Below are 18,316 nucleotides of genomic sequence, written 5' to 3' on the forward strand. Positions count from 1 at the left end.
CTATATGCGGATAGTAAATTTTTCAAACAGCTTTACTTGCATAATCCCACAATAAGAAATTATTCTGTTCAACCTATACTGAGTATCATAAACTATTATTTAACTAACTAAAAGAATGTTTCCCATAATGAAGTTCTTTTGTAACAGGACCTAAAAAACTAAAACAATTTGGAGATGAGAATTTGAAATCAACATTAATTATTCTTCGAGGAAACTCCGCAAGTGGCAAAACAACAATCGCAAAAGAACTGCAAGAGCATTTTGGCCAAGGGACACTACTAGTCTCTCAAGATGTCGTGCGTAGAGATATGTTAAAAGTGCACGACACAATGGGTAACTTATCTCATGATTTACTATTTGAAATTACGAAGTACGGAAAAGGAAAATGTGAATTTGTTATTTTAGAAGGTATTCTAAACAGCGGTAGATATGGAGATATGTTAAAAGAATTAATACATTATTTTGACGACGACGCACATACATATTACTTCGATTTATCACTAGAGGAAACCATTAGACGACATAATACAAGAGAAAAACGACATGAGTTTGGTGAGGATTTATTAAGTAAATGGTATAACCCTCACGATACAATTGAAGTTGATAAAGAAACTATTTTTACAGATGATTTCATTCAAAAAGACATCTTTCATGCGATTCTTAATGATGTGACACATCAAAAATAAGACTGACTTTTTATGTCAGTCTTATTCTTTTATGTTCCTTGAATTTCAGTTTTCATAACGGAACAATCTTTACATACATAATAGTATATATTCATTTCCCCAAACTGGAAATCAACTACTGAAATAAGTTCCCGTTCTTCAAGATCTTGTGTAATTGTAGCCACATATTTCATCTCTTTCGAACAAGTTGGACATCCTAAATCTTCTGGAACATCATCGTATAGGGGCGCTCCTACCAATCTACATACATATTCCGATCCGAATAAGTCAAAAGCTTCCCAATAACTATCTTCATCTGTAGGTATATCTTTATTTTTCATATTCGTTAGCTTTACATTAGTTTTTGGAAGATTGACCGGTAGCTTATACTCAGCTTCCATAATCCACTCTTCCATATTGTCTTGTTTTATTATTTGTACCGTTTTGCCCCCATTACTTAATTGAAAATATTGTGGCTCCCACACCATCGCACAATTCAAGCAAGAGATGAATGGTAATACAATCAATTCAGCATTTTTAAGTTCAGCAAGTCTCTCATCTTTCAAATCAAAACAAAAAATTTGATGCATTTTCTCACCGCATAACTTACACAATGGTAATTCACAATCTTGACCACCGAAATAATGATTATATGAATCTTTCCCTTCCATTACTCTATACCCTTTTATTCCATCCCAATGTTCGCCATATAATTCCATTGTCATATTCTATCCTCTTCTCGCTTATAAAGGTAATCCTCGATACTAATCTTTTAATAACTTTCGGTACATAAACATTTTTTATTGTTGCTAATCATCATTTTTCTCATTCTTATCACCGTTATCTTTTTAGTATGAATACGATAATAAAATAATAACAATTTACAAGAAGACTGAGTTCTGTATCCATTCTGACACTATAGGGATTTGGAACGTTATAAACCCTAGTATAAGACTAAATAAAACAATTACTATTTTATGAATATTTTTCTCCTATTTATCTAATTGTATTTTAATAGTGATAGAAGAACAATATGGTTGTCAGAAATACAAATAAGGATTATATAATTCAATAGGGTTACTTTTACTGCTCACGGTACTCAGCAGCAAAATTAAGGTTTTACCCTTTTACATATCCTTCAAATTTTTTCAATGAATCACATTAAGATAAAAAATAAAAGCCAGTCTCAATAAAGAGAACTGACTTCTATTTGGATAACTATAATTATTATAGAACTTTTACTTTAACAGTTTGTCTTCCCCAGTTCATAGCTTTACTTTTTGAACCCATTAAAACATCAATACGATTTCCTTTAATAGCACTACCAGTATCACCAGCAATAGCTTCTCCATAACCTTCTACCCATACTTTAGATCCTAATGGGATTACCTTCGGATCCACTGCGATAATTCTCATATTAGGATTTACCGTTAAATCATGACCCATCGCAGTTAAAACGCGTCCACCATATGTACCATTTTCACTTGGATCAGCAGTATATGCTGTAGCTACTACCGTTAATTCACGTTTAGCAGACTGTGTGTTATTTTTAGATACTTCTTGTGTCTTTGTTGCTTCTTTTGCTTTCGCTTCTTCTTTCGCTTTTTCTATTTCTCGTGCTTGCGCTTCTTTCTTAGCCTTTGCTATTTCCTGCGCTTTTGCTTCTTCTTTTGCTTTTTCTATTTCTCGTGCTTTTGCTTCTTCCTTAGCCTTTGCTATTTCTTGTGCTTTTGCTTCTTCCTTAGCTTTTGCTATTTCTTGTGCTTTTGCTTCTTCCTTAGCCTTTGCTATTTCTTGCGCTTTTGCTTCTTCCTTAGCTTTTGCTATTTCTTCTGCTTTTGCTTCTTCCTTAGCCTTTGCTATTTCTTGTGCTTTTGCTTCTTCCTTAGCCTTTGCTATTTCTTGTGCTTTTGCTTCTTCCTTAGCCTTTGCTATTTCTTGCGCTTTTGCTTCTTCTTTAGGCTTTACTATTTCTTCTGCTTTCGTTTCTTCCTTAACTTTTACTCTCTCTGTTACTTTTTCTTCTTCTTTAGGCTTTACTATTTCTTCTGCTTTCGTTTCTTCCTTAACTTTTACTCTCTCTGTTACTTTCGCTTCTTCTTTAGGCTTTGCTATTTCTTTTACCTTCACTTCTTTCTGCTCTTTTGTTGTTTCTTTCGCTTTTGCTATTTCTTGTACTTTTACTTCTTTCTGCGTTTTTACTTCTTCCTTTGCTTTAACTGCTTTTTGTACTTTCGCTACTCGCTTCGTTTTCTCTTCAGCTTTCTTTTCAATTGGTGCTGTACTTGATAGGAAAGAAACATTTGCATAGGCTGTTTTTCCTTTATACTCAAATTGCAGCCATCCATCTTTTACTTGATGTGTTGATTCAATTACATCATCTTGTTTCAGTCTGCCAAGAATTTCTGATTCTGTGTTTGCTTCAGTACGTACATTTAATAGGTTTGCTGTTACATGATAAATATCTTTTGTATACTCCGAACTTACAAACAATTCTTTACCATTTAAATCAACTTTTGACCATCCTTCTTCAGTATGTATGACCTTTAACTTTTGTCCTTCTTTTACTTTTTCGACAACTTTTGATTCCGTAGTTGGCTTTTCACGTACGTTGAGTACATCCGCTGTTACGATAGTTTCTGCGATAGCAGATGTGGTAAAAGCCCCCAATCCAAGAACTGTTGCTGTTGCTGCGCCAATTATTTTTTTCATAATAGCCTCCATTACATTTTTTTGAATTCTATGAAATCCTTCCATAAAATTAGGGGGTTCCACAGAGTATCAAAACATTTGTAACAGTATATTAATACCACTTAATATACTGTTTTTAAAACTTCCTACTCCAATATTATCAAATTTTCATTTCTAATTCTATACATTATAAATCTACTTATCTTCTATAAACTCTTCATGACCTTCTACTTCACACTAGATAGTTGTCGCAATTCCAGCCAAAAATAAACTTACAATTGCTAAAAATGGCGTTCCAGCTATTGCACCTCTTAAGTGAAACTTATAGTCTTTATATCCTTTCATTCCCTCAGTACTAGGAATAACAGCAAATCTTGGAGTAATCCAGCAAAATATAAGCCAATCGATTATTAATAAATCTACTAAATTGAAAATCATTACAATCCCAAAAGTATGTAAATAGGCTTCAATATACAATAATTTCCCATGGTGATGTAGTATATATGTAGAAACTAAAGGCGTTCCGAAGAGAATAATATTGTAAATAATTCCGAAATAAAATGTTTGTTTTTTTTCATTTATCGATTTTGGCAATACTACTTTTTGAATATCTGTCGGATAATCATTTAACCAAAGGCGAGGATTATAATATGCAGACCCTAATATCATAATAGACAGTATAAAAGACATGGAAATACCGACAATCACCATTTGTTCAAATTGCCCCACAAATGTCCCTCCTTATTTGAAATTTTGACGTACGTAATTCACTTAATTAGACATTGTATGCATGTTATGACTTAAAAATTATCTAATACCATTAATAAAAATTTTCATTACAATCCGCTTTTTCCTAACGTCCATTCTTATTTCTTGCAATATGCATGCAAATTTAATAAAGTGAACATCTAATTAGTGTTGTTGAATTTCGCTAATTATTACAGAGTACATATTTTTTAATTTACATAAAGAATGGATTGGTGAAACGAATGAAAATCGAACATATAGCAATTTGGGTAAATGATTTAGAATTAATGCGTACTTTCTATACAAAGTACTTTAACGGTAAAGCAAACTCTTTATATCATAACGAAGCAAAGCAATTTGAATCTTATTTTATTACGTTCGAATCTGGAGCAAGGCTTGAACTTATGCGTAAAAAAGGTATAGAAAATGAGCCTAACCTTAATATTACTGGTTATGCACATATGGCATTCTCAGTTGAAAGTGAAGAACGTGTAAATGAACTAACAAAAACGTTAAAAGAAGCTGGTTCTCCTTTATTAAATGGACCACGTTTCACTGGAGATGGCTATTACGAAAGTGTAATTAGTGATCCGGAAGGCAATCAAATAGAGATCACTATTTAACTATCGTTTATCTTTTCTGAAGAACTAATAAAAATTCGTTTGGAGGAACCCTATGCATAAACTGCATTTCAAAAAATTTGAAGCAACAGATTTTAGTCCATATTTCCAGCTCGTATCAAATGAAAGAGTGATGGCACAAATTACAGAGCGTGCTATTCCGCTAGAAGAGGCACAAAACGACTATGAAAAATTGTTAAGGCGCAATGAAAAGCATAAACTGTTTGGGTCTTATAAAGTTTATGACAGTGCAACAAATGAATTTATCGGCCTTGGACATGTAACAGTGAATGAAGATAATGTAAAAGAAGCTGAAATTGGGTATATGATTTTGCCAGAGCACTGGGGAAAAAGATATGGTAGTTATATTGCAAGAGAATTAATTGAAATAGCGAAGCAGACAGATGTAAACGTACTAAAGGCAATTATCGATCCAAATAATATCTCCTCTCGAAAAATATTAATAAACGTTGGTTTTACATCAGATGTAGTTTGTGAGATTGATGGATTACCTGGGGAAATTTTAAGTACATATATTTAACTATATAAAAAGGCAATGCTACATTTGAACTAACCGTAGCATTGCCTTTATCTTTTTTTATTATAAAAGTCCCATTTTCACCTTAATACGAACTAAATCACTATTTCTTTATCTCGTCTACTACACTTTGAACTAAAGAGATAAGAGCTTTCTTTGTATCCTCATCTGTTACTTTTGCATCATCACTAAATTTAGTTCGCACAGATGGGATTAATAACGAGCCATTTTGAACGACAATTGTATCTAGCATACCTAGTGTAAGTAATAAAGATTCATGGGCTTTATCCCCTCCCGCAATTGATGGTGAAGCTGTTATAATAGCCACTGGCTTTTTATAAAGTTCCGCTGATGAAACAAGCCATTCTAAAGCATTCTTCAAAACTCCTGGAATACTTTTTGCATACTCTGGTGTACAAATAATAAGTGCATGTGCTTCACTTAATGTCTTTCGAAATTCTTCAACAACAACCGGTGCTCCAACTCGATCTACATCCGGATTAAAATGAGGTAGTTCCTCTATCCCATTATAAATAGTGTAATCTATACCTTCTGGAATAAATGCTGCTAAAGTTTTTAATATGTTTGTGTTGGATGATCCTTCCCTAATACTTCCTGAAATCGCTATGATTTTTTTGTGTATACTCATATGATCCCCTCCTACAAACATCATACTTATGCAGCCAGAGAAAAATCAAAAATATTGAACTATTTAACAAGCTGTACATTCATCAATTTTGACATCTTGCTTTTGATTCCCTAATAAAAATACTACTGTCTATAAATATCTTTACTTGTTAATTTATAAATAACTCGAAAGGCTTCTTGGTCTTCAGACTCCATTTTATACAGCCATTCTTTTAATTCTACTTCATCCAAAATTACGTTACCCTCTCATGATCTTTCGCACTATATTCGCCGGTTTCTCACAAAAGGTTCATTTTACATAAAAATTTATTTATTATAATAAAGATATACTATATATTTTACAGAAAGGATGATTCGTATAATGAACAAAGAAGACAAACTTTATGCTGAAAATGTATTAAAACATCTCTTCATAGGAGCACAAGTTGATGGATTGCAATTTGGTATTTCTCCAGCAACTATAAAGATTCATTTTACAGATTTTGAAGCCACCGTTGATTATGACGGGCAATTATATGTCAACATCGAATCGAAATGGTGTTTATTTCATACTCCACCTGAAAAATATCCATCTAATGAGGGTGAATTTGACGATTATACTGAGGAAGAAGAATATAAGATAATATTTGAAATGAGAAGAAAAAAAGTTACAGACATACAACTAGGTAAGGCAACTCCGCATTTAATTATTACATTTGAAAATGGGCAAATCATGTTTGTAAATGGTTTTCATGACTATTATGAATGCTGGCAAGCTGGGGTCCAATTTGATGATTGGCTTGTAGTTGCTGCACCTGGGAATGAAATCGCTACTTGGACTCCCGATGAATTTACTAATAAATAAGCCGTCAGAAATCACAATAGAAAAAGTATATCTTGCACAAGGGGAAACAGATTTACGTAAATCAATTGATGGACTAGCGACTGTTGTAAAAGAAGAATTTGAAATTTAAAATCACCCCGTTTTAACAGGAAAAAGTGGCATTTTTACTATTTCTAATGTTCGCTAATGCTTATTGCGTGATTTGGTTTCATTGCTACACAAACCCCAATACCCACTCTTAACTTGATGGGCATGTATAGTGCCCCCTATTAGCATCAACGAGAAGGAATAGACCTTGTAAAAAAACATTTATAATTCCACTGATACGCAGAAAAATAAAAAGAGAATAATTCAGAAATTCCCTATGAATCATTCTCTTTTTATTTTCATATTTTAACATGCTGGATATGCATTAGAACCCAAATAACGTTCTTTTATAAGTTGACGATGATGAAGCTCATGACCAGCAATAATGTTTGCTAATGCAAGAACCGTGACTTCAGAATTGTTCGCAATTCCCCTTTGTAACCAAGCTTCTTTATCTAAACTTTTAAGCAAATGCATAGTAGATTGGCGAACAACTGTTAAATTCTCAAGAAGATCTTGCATAGATTGCTTATCAAAAGCTGCTCTAAGAACATACATATCATCGTTATATCCAGGAAGTTCTGCTGTCTCGCCTCTTGCTATTGAAAGCAATCGATACGCCATGATACGTTCAGTATCCGCAATATGACCGATTACTTCTTTTATACTCCATTTATTAGGAGCATATCTAAAATGTCCCTCACTATCAGAAATATCCTTCAATAAAAGATTCGTTTCCTTCATTTGTTGCTCTAGAATATGTATGATATCTCCATCTGGTATTAAGTTTATGTACGTTGAATAATACGGGTTATATTCATTTGCCTCTGGTCTCTTTTGCATGCTTATCATCCTTTTTATTTTATCCTTATATACAAGTTATCATAAATTATTATCATATTAATCAAAAAAAATTAATTTTAAAACAAAATGTCCCCATCCTATAGGATTACATTAACAAAGCGGCTTATCCCCAAGCCCCCAACTAAACCATCTCCCATGCCCTTCCGTTTCCCCAACCATTTCACAATATTCGTTTCCGTTAATATAATAATCAATATGAAGGTCCCGGTCCCACATGTTGTTATATAGGTGGAATACATCACGTTTTGCACCAATTTCTTTAATTTGTTTTTCTAGCGTATGTTTTACATTTTCAGGTATTTGATTTGCGACGTGTGTATGGAAAATGCAGATTACAGCATCTTCCCTTATTTGATTCGCAATGGCTGGAAGAAGTGCTACACCGTCCCCTTCAATTAATTGTACTGATTTTTCTTTTACAAGCGTTGCTGCTTGATCGAATAGTTCAAGTCTTTCTTTATGTTCTGGCCAAATAAGCGCGCGTAACCATAAATAATCTTCTTCATCATTTAAATTATTCACATGTAAATCTAGTCCGATTCTTTCTACGACAGGTGGACTTTGTTTTAGCAGATTCGGCATATTCTCCCCTCTTATTTCAGAGGTTAAATGAACATTCGATTGTGTATTTCCATACACTTCTTCCGTTCCATATGAATAACGATATTGATCCCAAAATAGTTGTAATCCCGCACTTGTACCAATTTCTATTAACGCCAATGGTTTGTTCACTTTATTAAATATGTAACAGAAACTTGGATATAAATAGGCACATCGTCTTACTTCATTCGTTTGAACAAGTTTCGTTTGTAATAAAGAGATAACTTCTTCTCGATATACATGGCAAAAATCTTTAAATTGGTAAAAGGCATTTTCAAAATTTATATCAGCATTTTCAACTAAACTTTGATAATAGTTTTTTAAACTGTGCTCTTTTCCTTTTAACAATAAATAATGGACTGCACCTAATAATAAGTTTGGGACTGGTTGACCAGGTTGTGCGTAGGAAGCTAACGTAAGAACTTCCTCATCTTCAGAAATTTTTATTGATAAGTATTCGTATAAAACACTCGATCCTTTACATTCATTCGCAGAAAAATTCCGAAATAAGTTTGCAATTTGTTCACGTGTAAGCAATGGTATCCCTCCTGTTTAATTTTCTGAATAATCTTATCGTTTAAATGTTATTTATACTATTTTTTCACATTAAATGTTTCAAAATAGAATTTTACTAGTTCTCAAAGATAAAGAATTTAAGTATTTATAAGCTTTTTTGGGATAACATCAAACTGGAATTCTTCTCCAAATCTAGCTTTACTACTATGCAGTTTACCCTTATGGCAGAAGAATTCTAAGAAATAAAACGTTAAATAGTTTAAAATTATCAGATAACACTAGATATTTTACTCTATTAATTATTATAATAGAGTATGAGATGGTTATATAATTGAGACAAAAAAGATAGATTCCTAGGTGGGGCCTAGGCGGTGTTTTCTTTTTACGGCTTAGAAATAAAAAACACCTACTCTTTTTTGCCAATATAGGGGATGGAGAGATTATCATGAGCAACATGCAGCAAAAAACAGACGTTATCTTAATTGGCGCAGGAATTATGAGCGCAACGTTAGGATCATTACTGAAAGAATTGGCACCTGAATGGGAAATTAAAGTATTTGAAAAACTCGCAAATGCCGGAGAAGAAAGTTCTAACGAATGGAATAATGCCGGTACAGGACATTCTGCGCTATGTGAGCTTAACTATACATCCGAAAAATCCGATGGATCTATAGATATTGGTAAAGCTGTAAAAGTTAACGAACAATTTCAACTTTCAAGACAATTCTGGGCGTATCTTGTAAAAAGAAATTTAATTCGTAATCCACAAGATTTTATTATGCCACTACCTCATATGAGTTTGGTACAAGGGGAAAAAAATGTAGAGTTTCTAAAAAAACGTTTTGAAGCGCTTTCAAAAAATGCTCTATTCCAAGGAATGGAATTTGCTGATGCACCTGACACATTAAAAAAATGGCTTCCACTCATTATGGAAGGTCGTAATTCTAATGAACCTATGGCTGCAACAAAAATTGATTCTGGAACAGATGTTAACTTTGGTGCGCTAACACGTATGTTATTTGATTACTTAAAAACTAAAAATGTGGAGCTTAACTACAAACATAGTGTCGAAAATATTAAACGTGCGAAGAACGGTTTGTGGGAAGTAAAAGTACATGATATGAATAGTGGTAAAATCGAACACCATACTGCAAAATTCGTCTTTATCGGCGGCGGTGGCGGTAGCCTACCTCTACTTCAGAAGACTGGTATTCCTGAGTCAAAACATATTGGAGGATTCCCAGTAAGTGGACTATTTATGGTATGTAAAAACCAAAAAATTGTAGAGCAGCATCATGCAAAAGTATACGGAAAAGCTAAAGTTGGTGCTCCACCAATGTCTGTACCTCACCTTGATACAAGATATATAGACAACAAAAAAGCTTTACTGTTTGGACCATTTGCAGGCTTCTCACCTAAATTCTTAAAAACTGGCTCAAACCTTGATTTAATTGGTTCTGTAAAACCGAATAACGTCTTAACGATGTTAGCAGCCGGTGTAAAAGAAATGGGATTAACAAAATACTTAATCCAACAAGTTATGTTATCACACGAAAAGCGTATGGAAGAATTACGTGAGTTTATTCCGAACGCTAAAAGTGAAGATTGGGATACTGTCGTGGCTGGACAACGTGTGCAAGTAATTAAAGATACTGATGCAGGTGGGAAAGGAACACTTCAATTTGGTACAGAAGTTGTTAGTGCAAATGACGGATCAATCGCTGCGTTACTTGGCGCTTCTCCAGGTGCTTCTACTGCTGTCCACGTTATGCTTGAAGTATTAGAAAAATGCTTCCCAGAACGTATACTAGAATGGGAGCCAAAGATAAAAGAAATGGTCCCTTCTTACGGCGTGTCACTTACGGAAAATCCAAGACTGTTCCAAGAGCTTCACGCTTCAACAGGACGCACACTTGGGTTAAATGAAAAAGAAGCTGTTCACAATTAATGAATAGATTAAAAAAACGACATAATAAAAACGTCCGATATATTCGGACGTTTTTATTTTCTACTAGAAATTATACTTATCAATATTATCCTTCGTAAATACAACTCGTTCAGGTAATACGATAATACCATTTCCTTCTGCCTCATAGTCATACCCTTGAATAGAGTTCGGCTCTACTTTCACTTTTCCGATTCCTTTTACTTCAAAGCTATCCCCGACTTTTAACTTCTTCCCTTTTACAACAATTTCATTTGCAACATACGTTGCGAGGGCACCTTGTTGTTTTACATCCCATAATCCAAATTGTTGTACTGTTCCTCGTTTTACATAATCACGCATAACGTTCGGTGTCGAAAATCCCGTTACGACTACTTTCTTATCCATTTTCAAATTCTCAGCTGCTTGCGCCATCACTGGAAGTCCCGTTGCATCTGGACATATTACTGCGTTAATATCTGGATACCTTTTTAAAATAACCTCTCCTACTGATAAAGATTTTTGCGTATTATTTTCACCAGACTATTTATCCCGCATTAACGGGCAATAAGACTCCCACCTCAAAATTCGGCTGGAGCAAAGAAGTTAGGTGGGAGATCAACTCCCCGTAAACGCCCGATTGGTGAGGGCTAATAATCAGTGGGGATGAATAAAACCCCCACTGATTAAAGTTTCACTTTATCGCCTCAACTGGAATAAACAAAATAACGAGCACATATGTTTAAGCAGTGGTCAATTGTTGAAAGGGATGAAGAGCATGTCACAGCTGAACTTTGAAGACAATTTGTTAACAAAAGTAGCTTGGTACTATTATAAAGATCAATTAACCCAGCAAGAAATTGCTTCACTTCTTCACATTTCAAGAAATAAAGTCGTTCGGTTGTTAGATAAAGCACGGACGGAAGGTGTCGTCACATTTCACGTAAAAGGTACTGGTTTGCACTGTTTAAGCATCGAACGTGATCTTATGAAAAAATTCCATCTAAAAGATGCTTTCGTTATTCCAACTCCAACTGAGGATTATGCATTTTCACTCGGAAAAGCTGCCGCACAATATTTAGAAACTCAGTTGCAACAAGGTGATTTACTTGGGATTGGCTGGGGAGAGACGATAAGTAAAATGCTAGAAAACATTCATTTTGATAGCTCTATGAGTCTTTCAATCGTTACTCTTACAGGAGGCGTAAATCACTATATTCCAAGAAATCAAAGCTATTTAAACTACATGCAAGGCGATCTTCATATTATTCCTACCCCTTTTCTAACATCTACAAACGAAATGACACAAATTATTCTATCTGAACCGAGCGTGAAAGATATGCTTCACGTCGCTTCACTCGCTCATACAGCAGTAGTTGGCATTGGCAGCTTATCTCAAGACGCCACAATTGTGAAAGAAGAAAAATTAACACTACGTGAAATGACTTATATACGTAGTCAACACGGGGCTGGAGATATTTTAGGGCAATTTTATAATACTGACGGAAAACAATTAGAACTTCCCCATCATAACCGTCTTATCGGCACACCACTCTCTGTTCTTCAAAATATGAAACATGTCGTTGGTGTAGCTGGCGGTACGGAAAAGATAGCTGCAATTTACGGCGCCTTAAAAGGAAAGTTCATTCATACATTAATTACCGATGAAGAAACTGCCCTCTCCTTATTAAGAAAGGAAGGTGACTCTTAATGTCTACTCTATTAGCTTACGACGCTGGTACAGGGAGCATTCGAGCAGTTCTTTTTGATTTAAACGGTAATCAACTTGCTGTTAGTCAAAAAGAATGGATTCATAAATCAGATAGTCGTTACCCTGGTTCTATGAATTTTGATGTAACTGAAAACTGGCAGCTCGTTCAACAATGTACGAAAGAGGTTCTTCAAAAAAGTAATACGTCCTCCTCTTCTATTAAAGGTATTAGTGCAACGAGTATGCGTGAAGGCTTTGTTTTATACGATAAAAACGGGCAGGAAATATGGGCTTGTGCAAATGTTGATGGCCGCGCGTCAGCGGAAGTTAGTGAACTAAAACAAATTCGTTCCGAAATTGAAAAGGATTTATATAAAAAATCCGGTCAAACTTTTTCATTAGGTGCTTTACCTCGCTTACTTTGGATTAAAAAACATGAACCAGACGTGTACAGGAGCATTCATTCTTTCACGATGTTAAACGATTGGATTTTATATAAATTGTGCGGCGTACTACAAATTGATCCTTCAAACGGATGTACGTCCGGTATATTCGATTTACAAAATAGAGCTTGGGATAACTGGGTTGCTGAGCAATGCGGTCTTACTCTAGCCTTTTCTCCAAAAGTAAATGAAGCTGGTACAACTATTGGGAATATCACAAAACGAAGTGCTGAATTAACAGGATTACATGAAGGAACTCCTGTCGTTGCTGGCGGCGGAGATGCACAAATGGCATCACTCGGAACTGGAGTTGTTAAGCAAAATCAAACATTAATATGCGGGGGTAGCTTTTGGCAGCAAGAAGTTAACATTACTGAACCAATAACGGATCCGCATGCTGCGATTCGCGTAAATTGCCATGTCGTTCCTAAACTTTGGCAATATGAAACGATCGCCTTTTTCCCAGGCCTCGTTATGCGCTGGTTTCGAGATGCTTTTTGCCAAGAAGAAAAGAAACTCGCTGAAAAACTCGGTGTAGATGCATATGAATTGTTAGAAGAACAAGCGAAAGACGTACCTGTCGGCTCACATGGCATAATCCCCACTTTTTCAAATGTAATGAATTATATTTCTTGGCGACATGCTGCACCATCCTTTTTAAATTTAAGTTTAGATGCTGAAAAATGCGGTAAAAAAGAAATGTTCCGTGCAATTGAAGAAAATGCCGCCTTTGTTACACTCGGAAACTTGAAATTAATAGAGGCTCTCACAGGTAAATTCCCTTCTGAAGTGATTTTTGCAGGCGGCGCTGCTAAAGGAAAACTTTGGCCGCAAATTCTTTCAGACGTTCTTGGAATCCAAGTGAAAGTACCAGTTGTAAAAGAAGCGGCAGCTTTAGGTACGGCAATTGCCGCTGGGGTTGGTGCTGGCATATATTCATCTATGGCAGCGACTGCCGAACAGTTTGTACAGTGGGAAAAAACATTTGAGCCAGTCACTGAAAATCATGAACTATATAAGGAATTCTATGAAACATGGAAAACTGTGTATAACAGTCAGCTCGCTTTAGCCGATAAAGGGCTCACCTCACATATGTGGATTGCACCCGGTGCTCTGTAACACATTACATAAAGTGAAACTTTAATCAGTGGGGGTTTTGTTCCTCACCCACTGATTATTAGTTGAACCAATCGGGCGTTTACGGGCAGTTGACCTCCCCCTAACTTCTTTGCTCCAGCCAAATTTTGAGATGGGAGTTTTACTGCCCGTTAACGCGGGATAAAGGAGTGAAATGTATGTTAAAAGCGAATGAAAATGATTTCTCCTATCGCTTCGGTGATAACGGGCCTAAATATTTAATACAAGGTCCAAATATCGATCTTGGCCTAGTCGTGATTCAGCCTGGGCAAGAGTTTCAAAATCACTATCATACAACGTGCGAAGAAGTCTTCTATGCGTTAGAAGGCGAAATAGATTTCTATGTGAATAACGAGAGAGTTCCGATCAAACAAGGGGATGTCTTGCAAGTTCGACCTCATGAATCCCATTATCTTATTAACCATTCTGATAAGCCTTTTAAAGCTGTTTTTATAAAGTCACCACATTTACCAAATAAAGATACTGTACAAACTGAAAATCCAACATTAACGAAGGAGTGATTCCTAATGACTTGGGGATTTAAAAATCGATTAAACACAATTTTACCTGACGGCAGAGCGGTTATGTTAGCGATAGATCACGGCTACTTTTTAGGGCCAATTCACGGACTTGAACAACCGTTAGAAACAGTTAAAAACTTGCTTCCATATACTGATTCCCTCTTTTTAACACGAGGCGTATTAAGTTCCTGTATTCCTGAAAACTGCAACACACCAATGGTTATGCGTGTATCAGGCGGGGCAACTGTAGTAGGCAAAGATTTAGCGAATGAAACAATTGTTACACCTGTGAAAGAAGCAGTAAGACAAAACGCAATTGGCGTCGGCGTTTCTGTCTTTGTTGGATCAGACTATGAAACACAAACTGTTTCAAATCTCGCAAATGTAGTCTCTGAAGCTCACGATTACGGCCTACCAGTACTCGGTATTACCGCCGTTGCGAAAGAGCTACAAAAACGTGAAGCTCGCTTTCTAGCACTCGCCTCCCGCGTATGTGTTGAAATGGGAGCTGACATTATTAAAACGTACTACTGCGAAGGATTCGAAAAAATTACGAGTACCTGCCCTGCCCCAGTCGTAATCGCGGGCGGACCAAAACTAGATTCAATCGAAGACGCATTAAACATTACGTACAATGCGCTGCAAGAAGGCGCAATCGGAGTAGACATGGGCCGAAACATATGGCAATCCGAACATCCAGCTGCGATGATTCAAGCAATTCATGGCATTGTGAAAAATAGATTGAATGTGAAAGAGGCGCTGGAACTATATAATGATGTGAAAAATTAAAATAAAAATAAAAATGACAGACTATGTATTACAGTAGTCTGTCATTTTTTGTTAAACTAAAAGAAAAGGAGGAATGACGATGAATCGAATGCCTTTTGAACGCCCTACTGATCATTACGATGAACGCTTATACTCTATTGATGAAAAAATTTGCTCTTTATTAAAAGAAAGAAAAGAACTTTCGAATGGGAATCCAGGATTTCCACCCGATGAGGCTATTTCTAATTGGGCAAAGCAGAATGGATTTTATCCAGACTATTTAAATTCATTGTTCTCCACTATGATGGGTGAAGAAGAATTTAAACCTCACGTCGAACCGACTAAGTTTAAAAAACATATACCCGTTTTAAAAACTTATGAACATAAAGGAACTGTGTATACTGTAACCTTTATTCGTCAATATTCTAACGCTAGTGTAATTAATTTATATAAGGAATGGGATCCAAAAAAACAATACACTTAATGAGAATAATACACATAGCCTTGTTGAATTATCGATAAATGATACATACGATTGCTGGGCAGAAGGATGGACTGGAACAGATGGACATGTGAGCTACCAATTTGTAGTTTCCCCTACTCTTCCTAATAATCTCTCTGAAATTAGCTTATTATTTAAAGAACAAAGTATGCCATTTATGAAAGATCCAGATGTGCTTGAATTTGAAATTCGGTTAGATTAATAAAGTGAAACTTTAATCAGTGGGGGTTTTGTCATCCCCCACTGATTATTAGTTGAATCAATCGGGCTTTTGACTAAAAGATGCTTATTTTTTACTTGGGTGTTCCATTAAAAAAGCGAATAAAATGATCAAGCCCCTTTCCAAACTGGATAAGGGGCTATATATACACCTTCAAAGAGTTATTCTTGATGAGTGCCATTCAGTTTTGAAACTTTCTTACCATCTCTATAGTCAAGGCAAGAAACTTCAATTAATAATCCATTAAATATTGTAAAATAAAAACCATAACTACTACCTCTCATTGTATAAGGTTCCTTGTCTATTTCAATGCCCCCAGTTACTAAACGATTATATGCTCGATCAACTTCACTTGAAGTTTCCACTAAAAAACCAATATGAAAAGCTTCAGGATATGTAACGTCCTATTTCCCCTTGAACGCTTTTGGATCACTTAGCACAAGTATAAATCCACTCTCATCACTCATTACTACAAGTGCCTTTCCCTTTTGCTCCAAAAATTGAAAATCAAAAAATGTTTCAAAGAAATGTCTAGCTTCTGATAAATCATCAACACATAGATTCATATGATTTAACTTCATTTACTCATCTCCTTTTAAGCAGAGGGTATATATACTCATATTGATAACACTTACATATGTAAAGAAAGATATACCGTCTAAGACTTTTTTATAGTCTTATGCTTTTTCCTATAGCTTAGAACGTTTTTCGAAATGAATGCAATCATATGAAAAATTCGACATGGAGTATCGATTTACCTATATAAGTTGACAAGTGTTATAGCCATATTATTTATTCTCCAAATTAAGTAAAATCCACTCAATCAAGAAAACTGCTGAGGAGATACGCTCTGTCGTATCTCCTAAAAACACTTTATTAAGTAAATCATCAAAATTAGTCGGTTTAATAGATAATGCTTGAATATACCTTAAAGCAGATCCAGCTGGAGGTGTTGGTCTGTTATTAATAGCCCATATTCCCTCTAGCAATGTCCACATTGATGTGTGAACTATGTATGAAGCTTTTAACTCATCTTTTGCTTTCAAAGCAGCCTGAATTTTAATAAGCGAACTATGTAACCAATGAGAAATGCCTTTTACTTTATCACTAGAAACAGCATAATTTTCATAATTATGTTGAGCTATTTCCTTTAACCTTCTCAACTCACCGTTACTATCAAATAAAATTTCTCCTTCTAAAAAAGAGTATAATTCCATTGGATTATTTTTAAGGTTTAATTGAATTCTATTAAAATCTGCATACTTATATTCAATTAAAATACCTTCTCTCATTTCTGAATGAAAATCCTTCTTTTGTCCATTCTCTAAAAGAACATATACGTCTATATCGGATTCGGGGTATGCGTCACCTCTTGCGATAGATCCGATGAGCATTAACCCACTCACTTCATTCCTAGCGATATATTCATTTAGAATTTTATGTACTAACTCTTTATGGCTTTCATATGTAATAAATGAAAGATTTTCTAACATTTCTATCCTCCAAGTTATCGATCTATTCTTATAAGAATAGATCGATATTTCTCAGTTTCTAAAATAAGCAAACACCTTTTAAACGATATTGAATTATATTTTTTCTCATACCTTTCCATTATACACACTGCTAATTGTTACATGCCGAGCTCTATTTTATTTTCACATACTTGTAAAATGCCTAGTCAAATTGCTTACTATTAATTCTTTGTGCAATTGGGTGATCATCCTTTAGTTGCAGTAGATCCCATAAATTCCCGTATAAGTCCTTAAATACTGCAACAATTCCGTATGATTGCTCTTTCGGTTCTCTCACAAATTCTATTCCTCTTGAAATCATTTCATTATAATCTCTCCAAAAATCGTCAGTATTTAAGAAAAGAAATACTCTACCGCCTGATTGGTTACCAATAAAGGGCTCTTGTTCAGGTTTAGATGCCCTGGCTAGTAATATTGTGGTGCCGACTGAACCTGGAGGAGATACCACTACCCACCGTTTGTTTTCTTCTGGCTGATAAATATCTTCAACTAATGTGAAATTTAGTTTCTTTGTATAAAATTCTATTGCCTCATCATAGTCTTTTACTACTAATGCGATATGAACTATCGATTGAACCATTATTGTTCCTCCTAATCTTACTCACTGATCGAGTTTATATTATAACATTTCTAGTTTTAACTTATCCGTTAATTATTCTTACATCACATGCGAATCATTCTCTTTATTCAATATAAATAACCATCTATCAGTAAGCAGATAGATGGTTATTTATTCGAAAGAATATAATTAAACAAATG

18 protein-coding genes and 4 pseudogenes are annotated in these 18,316 nt (G+C 35.0%); 11 read left to right on the top strand and 11 right to left on the bottom strand.

Going from position 1 to position 18,316, the window contains the following annotated elements; translation table 11 throughout:
* The first annotated feature begins 182 nt into the window (after positions 1–182).
* Positions 183–686: a kinase gene (locus NSQ08_RS13115; RefSeq protein ID WP_016101180.1), complete on the top strand. Its 504-nt coding sequence runs from the start codon at positions 183–185 to the stop codon at positions 684–686.
* A 29-nt stretch (positions 687–715) separates the two neighbouring features.
* Here NSQ08_RS13115 and NSQ08_RS13120 read toward each other — a convergent pair whose 3' ends face one another.
* The 3 genes from NSQ08_RS13120 to NSQ08_RS13130 all read right to left on the bottom strand — a co-directional run bounded on the left by NSQ08_RS13120 (position 716) and on the right by NSQ08_RS13130 (position 4,085).
* Positions 716–1,390 carry a hypothetical protein gene (locus NSQ08_RS13120; protein WP_340775536.1) on the bottom strand — a complete coding sequence of 225 codons (675 nt, stop codon included), beginning with the start codon at positions 1,388–1,390 and terminating at the stop codon, positions 716–718.
* A 502-nt stretch (positions 1,391–1,892) separates the two neighbouring features.
* Positions 1,893–3,377 (bottom strand): cell wall-binding protein EntB, encoded by a 1,485-nt coding sequence (gene entB / locus NSQ08_RS13125; RefSeq protein ID WP_340775539.1) that lies wholly within the window; start codon positions 3,375–3,377, stop codon positions 1,893–1,895.
* Positions 3,378–3,593: 216 nt separating this feature from the next.
* Entirely contained in the window at positions 3,594–4,085 is a 492-nt protein-coding gene (locus tag NSQ08_RS13130) for a nitroreductase (protein WP_340775542.1), read from the bottom strand.
* Between the two features lie 260 nt (positions 4,086–4,345).
* Between NSQ08_RS13130 and NSQ08_RS13135 the strand changes: the two genes are divergently transcribed.
* Both NSQ08_RS13135 and NSQ08_RS13140 read left to right on the top strand, forming a co-directional pair.
* On the top strand, positions 4,346–4,726 hold the full coding sequence (locus tag NSQ08_RS13135) for a VOC family protein (protein ID WP_033709223.1): 381 nt from the start codon (positions 4,346–4,348) through the stop codon (positions 4,724–4,726).
* 52 nt (positions 4,727–4,778) lie between these two features.
* On the top strand, positions 4,779–5,264 hold the full coding sequence (locus NSQ08_RS13140) for a GNAT family N-acetyltransferase (RefSeq protein ID WP_340775545.1): 486 nt from the start codon (positions 4,779–4,781) through the stop codon (positions 5,262–5,264).
* Between the two features lie 100 nt (positions 5,265–5,364).
* Here the strand turns inward: NSQ08_RS13140 and NSQ08_RS13145 are convergent, their stop codons facing one another.
* Both NSQ08_RS13145 and NSQ08_RS13150 read right to left on the bottom strand, forming a co-directional pair.
* A complete protein-coding gene (locus tag NSQ08_RS13145; RefSeq protein ID WP_002189990.1) occupies positions 5,365–5,910 on the bottom strand; it encodes an NADPH-dependent FMN reductase in 546 nt (181 codons plus the stop codon).
* Between the two features lie 90 nt (positions 5,911–6,000).
* Positions 6,001–6,140: pseudogene (locus tag NSQ08_RS13150) on the bottom strand (sigma-70 family RNA polymerase sigma factor); the annotation flags it as partial.
* A 130-nt stretch (positions 6,141–6,270) separates the two neighbouring features.
* Between NSQ08_RS13150 and NSQ08_RS13155 the strand changes: the two are divergent.
* The gene (locus NSQ08_RS13155; RefSeq protein ID WP_087996014.1) at positions 6,271–6,753 is read left to right on the top strand and encodes a hypothetical protein; all 483 of its coding nucleotides are present in this window, start codon (positions 6,271–6,273) and stop codon (positions 6,751–6,753) included.
* Positions 6,734–6,862: an IS66 family insertion sequence element accessory protein TnpB gene (tnpB, locus tag NSQ08_RS13160; RefSeq protein WP_002127887.1), complete on the top strand. Its 129-nt coding sequence runs from the start codon at positions 6,734–6,736 to the stop codon at positions 6,860–6,862. Before NSQ08_RS13155 ends, tnpB begins: the two co-directional genes overlap by 20 nt.
* A 263-nt stretch (positions 6,863–7,125) precedes the next feature.
* Here the strand turns inward: tnpB and NSQ08_RS13165 are convergent, their stop codons facing one another.
* Both NSQ08_RS13165 and NSQ08_RS13170 read right to left on the bottom strand, forming a co-directional pair.
* On the bottom strand, positions 7,126–7,662 hold the full coding sequence (locus NSQ08_RS13165; RefSeq protein WP_016120406.1) for a DinB family protein: 537 nt from the start codon (positions 7,660–7,662) through the stop codon (positions 7,126–7,128).
* A gap of 111 nt (positions 7,663–7,773) precedes the next feature.
* On the bottom strand, positions 7,774–8,820 hold the full coding sequence (locus NSQ08_RS13170; protein WP_340775561.1) for a DUF2332 domain-containing protein: 1,047 nt from the start codon (positions 8,818–8,820) through the stop codon (positions 7,774–7,776).
* A gap of 421 nt (positions 8,821–9,241) precedes the next feature.
* On the opposite strand from NSQ08_RS13170, the gene NSQ08_RS13175 reads away from it, so the two are divergent.
* Entirely contained in the window at positions 9,242–10,747 is a 1,506-nt protein-coding gene (locus NSQ08_RS13175) for a malate:quinone oxidoreductase (RefSeq protein ID WP_274378591.1), read from the top strand.
* Positions 10,748–10,810: 63 nt separating this feature from the next.
* Here NSQ08_RS13175 and NSQ08_RS13180 read toward each other — a convergent pair.
* Positions 10,811–11,263 (bottom strand): annotated as a pseudogene (locus NSQ08_RS13180) (substrate-binding domain-containing protein); the annotation flags it as partial.
* Positions 11,264–11,501: 238 nt separating this feature from the next.
* Between NSQ08_RS13180 and NSQ08_RS13185 the strand changes: the two are divergent.
* The 5 genes and pseudogenes from NSQ08_RS13185 to NSQ08_RS13205 all read left to right on the top strand — a co-directional run bounded on the left by NSQ08_RS13185 (position 11,502) and on the right by NSQ08_RS13205 (position 16,007).
* On the top strand, positions 11,502–12,434 hold the full coding sequence (locus NSQ08_RS13185; protein ID WP_002165567.1) for a sugar-binding transcriptional regulator: 933 nt from the start codon (positions 11,502–11,504) through the stop codon (positions 12,432–12,434).
* Positions 12,434–13,996 carry an autoinducer-2 kinase gene (gene lsrK, locus NSQ08_RS13190; protein WP_340775567.1) on the top strand — a complete coding sequence of 521 codons (1,563 nt, stop codon included), beginning with the start codon at positions 12,434–12,436 and terminating at the stop codon, positions 13,994–13,996. Before NSQ08_RS13185 ends, lsrK begins: the two co-directional genes overlap by 1 nt.
* A gap of 176 nt (positions 13,997–14,172) precedes the next feature.
* Positions 14,173–14,535, top strand: a complete 363-nt coding sequence (locus NSQ08_RS13195; RefSeq protein ID WP_000909986.1) for a cupin domain-containing protein — start codon at positions 14,173–14,175, stop codon at positions 14,533–14,535.
* 6 nt (positions 14,536–14,541) lie between these two features.
* Positions 14,542–15,324, top strand: coding sequence for a 3-hydroxy-5-phosphonooxypentane-2,4-dione thiolase (gene lsrF, locus NSQ08_RS13200; RefSeq protein WP_340775570.1), 783 nt, complete (start codon positions 14,542–14,544; stop codon positions 15,322–15,324).
* Between the two features lie 79 nt (positions 15,325–15,403).
* Positions 15,404–16,007 (top strand): annotated as a pseudogene (locus NSQ08_RS13205) (hypothetical protein).
* Positions 16,008–16,186: 179 nt separating this feature from the next.
* Here NSQ08_RS13205 and NSQ08_RS13210 read toward each other — a convergent pair.
* The 3 genes and pseudogenes from NSQ08_RS13210 to NSQ08_RS13220 all read right to left on the bottom strand — a co-directional run bounded on the left by NSQ08_RS13210 (position 16,187) and on the right by NSQ08_RS13220 (position 18,137).
* Positions 16,187–16,606 (bottom strand): annotated as a pseudogene (locus NSQ08_RS13210) (VOC family protein).
* Between the two features lie 207 nt (positions 16,607–16,813).
* Complete coding sequence (locus NSQ08_RS13215) at positions 16,814–17,518, bottom strand: nucleotidyltransferase domain-containing protein (protein WP_340775573.1); 705 nt, start codon at positions 17,516–17,518, stop codon at positions 16,814–16,816.
* Between the two features lie 181 nt (positions 17,519–17,699).
* Positions 17,700–18,137, bottom strand: coding sequence for a VOC family protein (locus NSQ08_RS13220; protein WP_078176498.1), 438 nt, complete (start codon positions 18,135–18,137; stop codon positions 17,700–17,702).
* Positions 18,138–18,316: the final 179 nt, after the last annotated feature.

Source organism: Bacillus sp. FSL E2-8887 (assembly GCF_038007205.1).
GTDB classification, from domain to species: Bacteria; Bacillota; Bacilli; order Bacillales; family Bacillaceae_G; genus Bacillus_A; species Bacillus_A mycoides.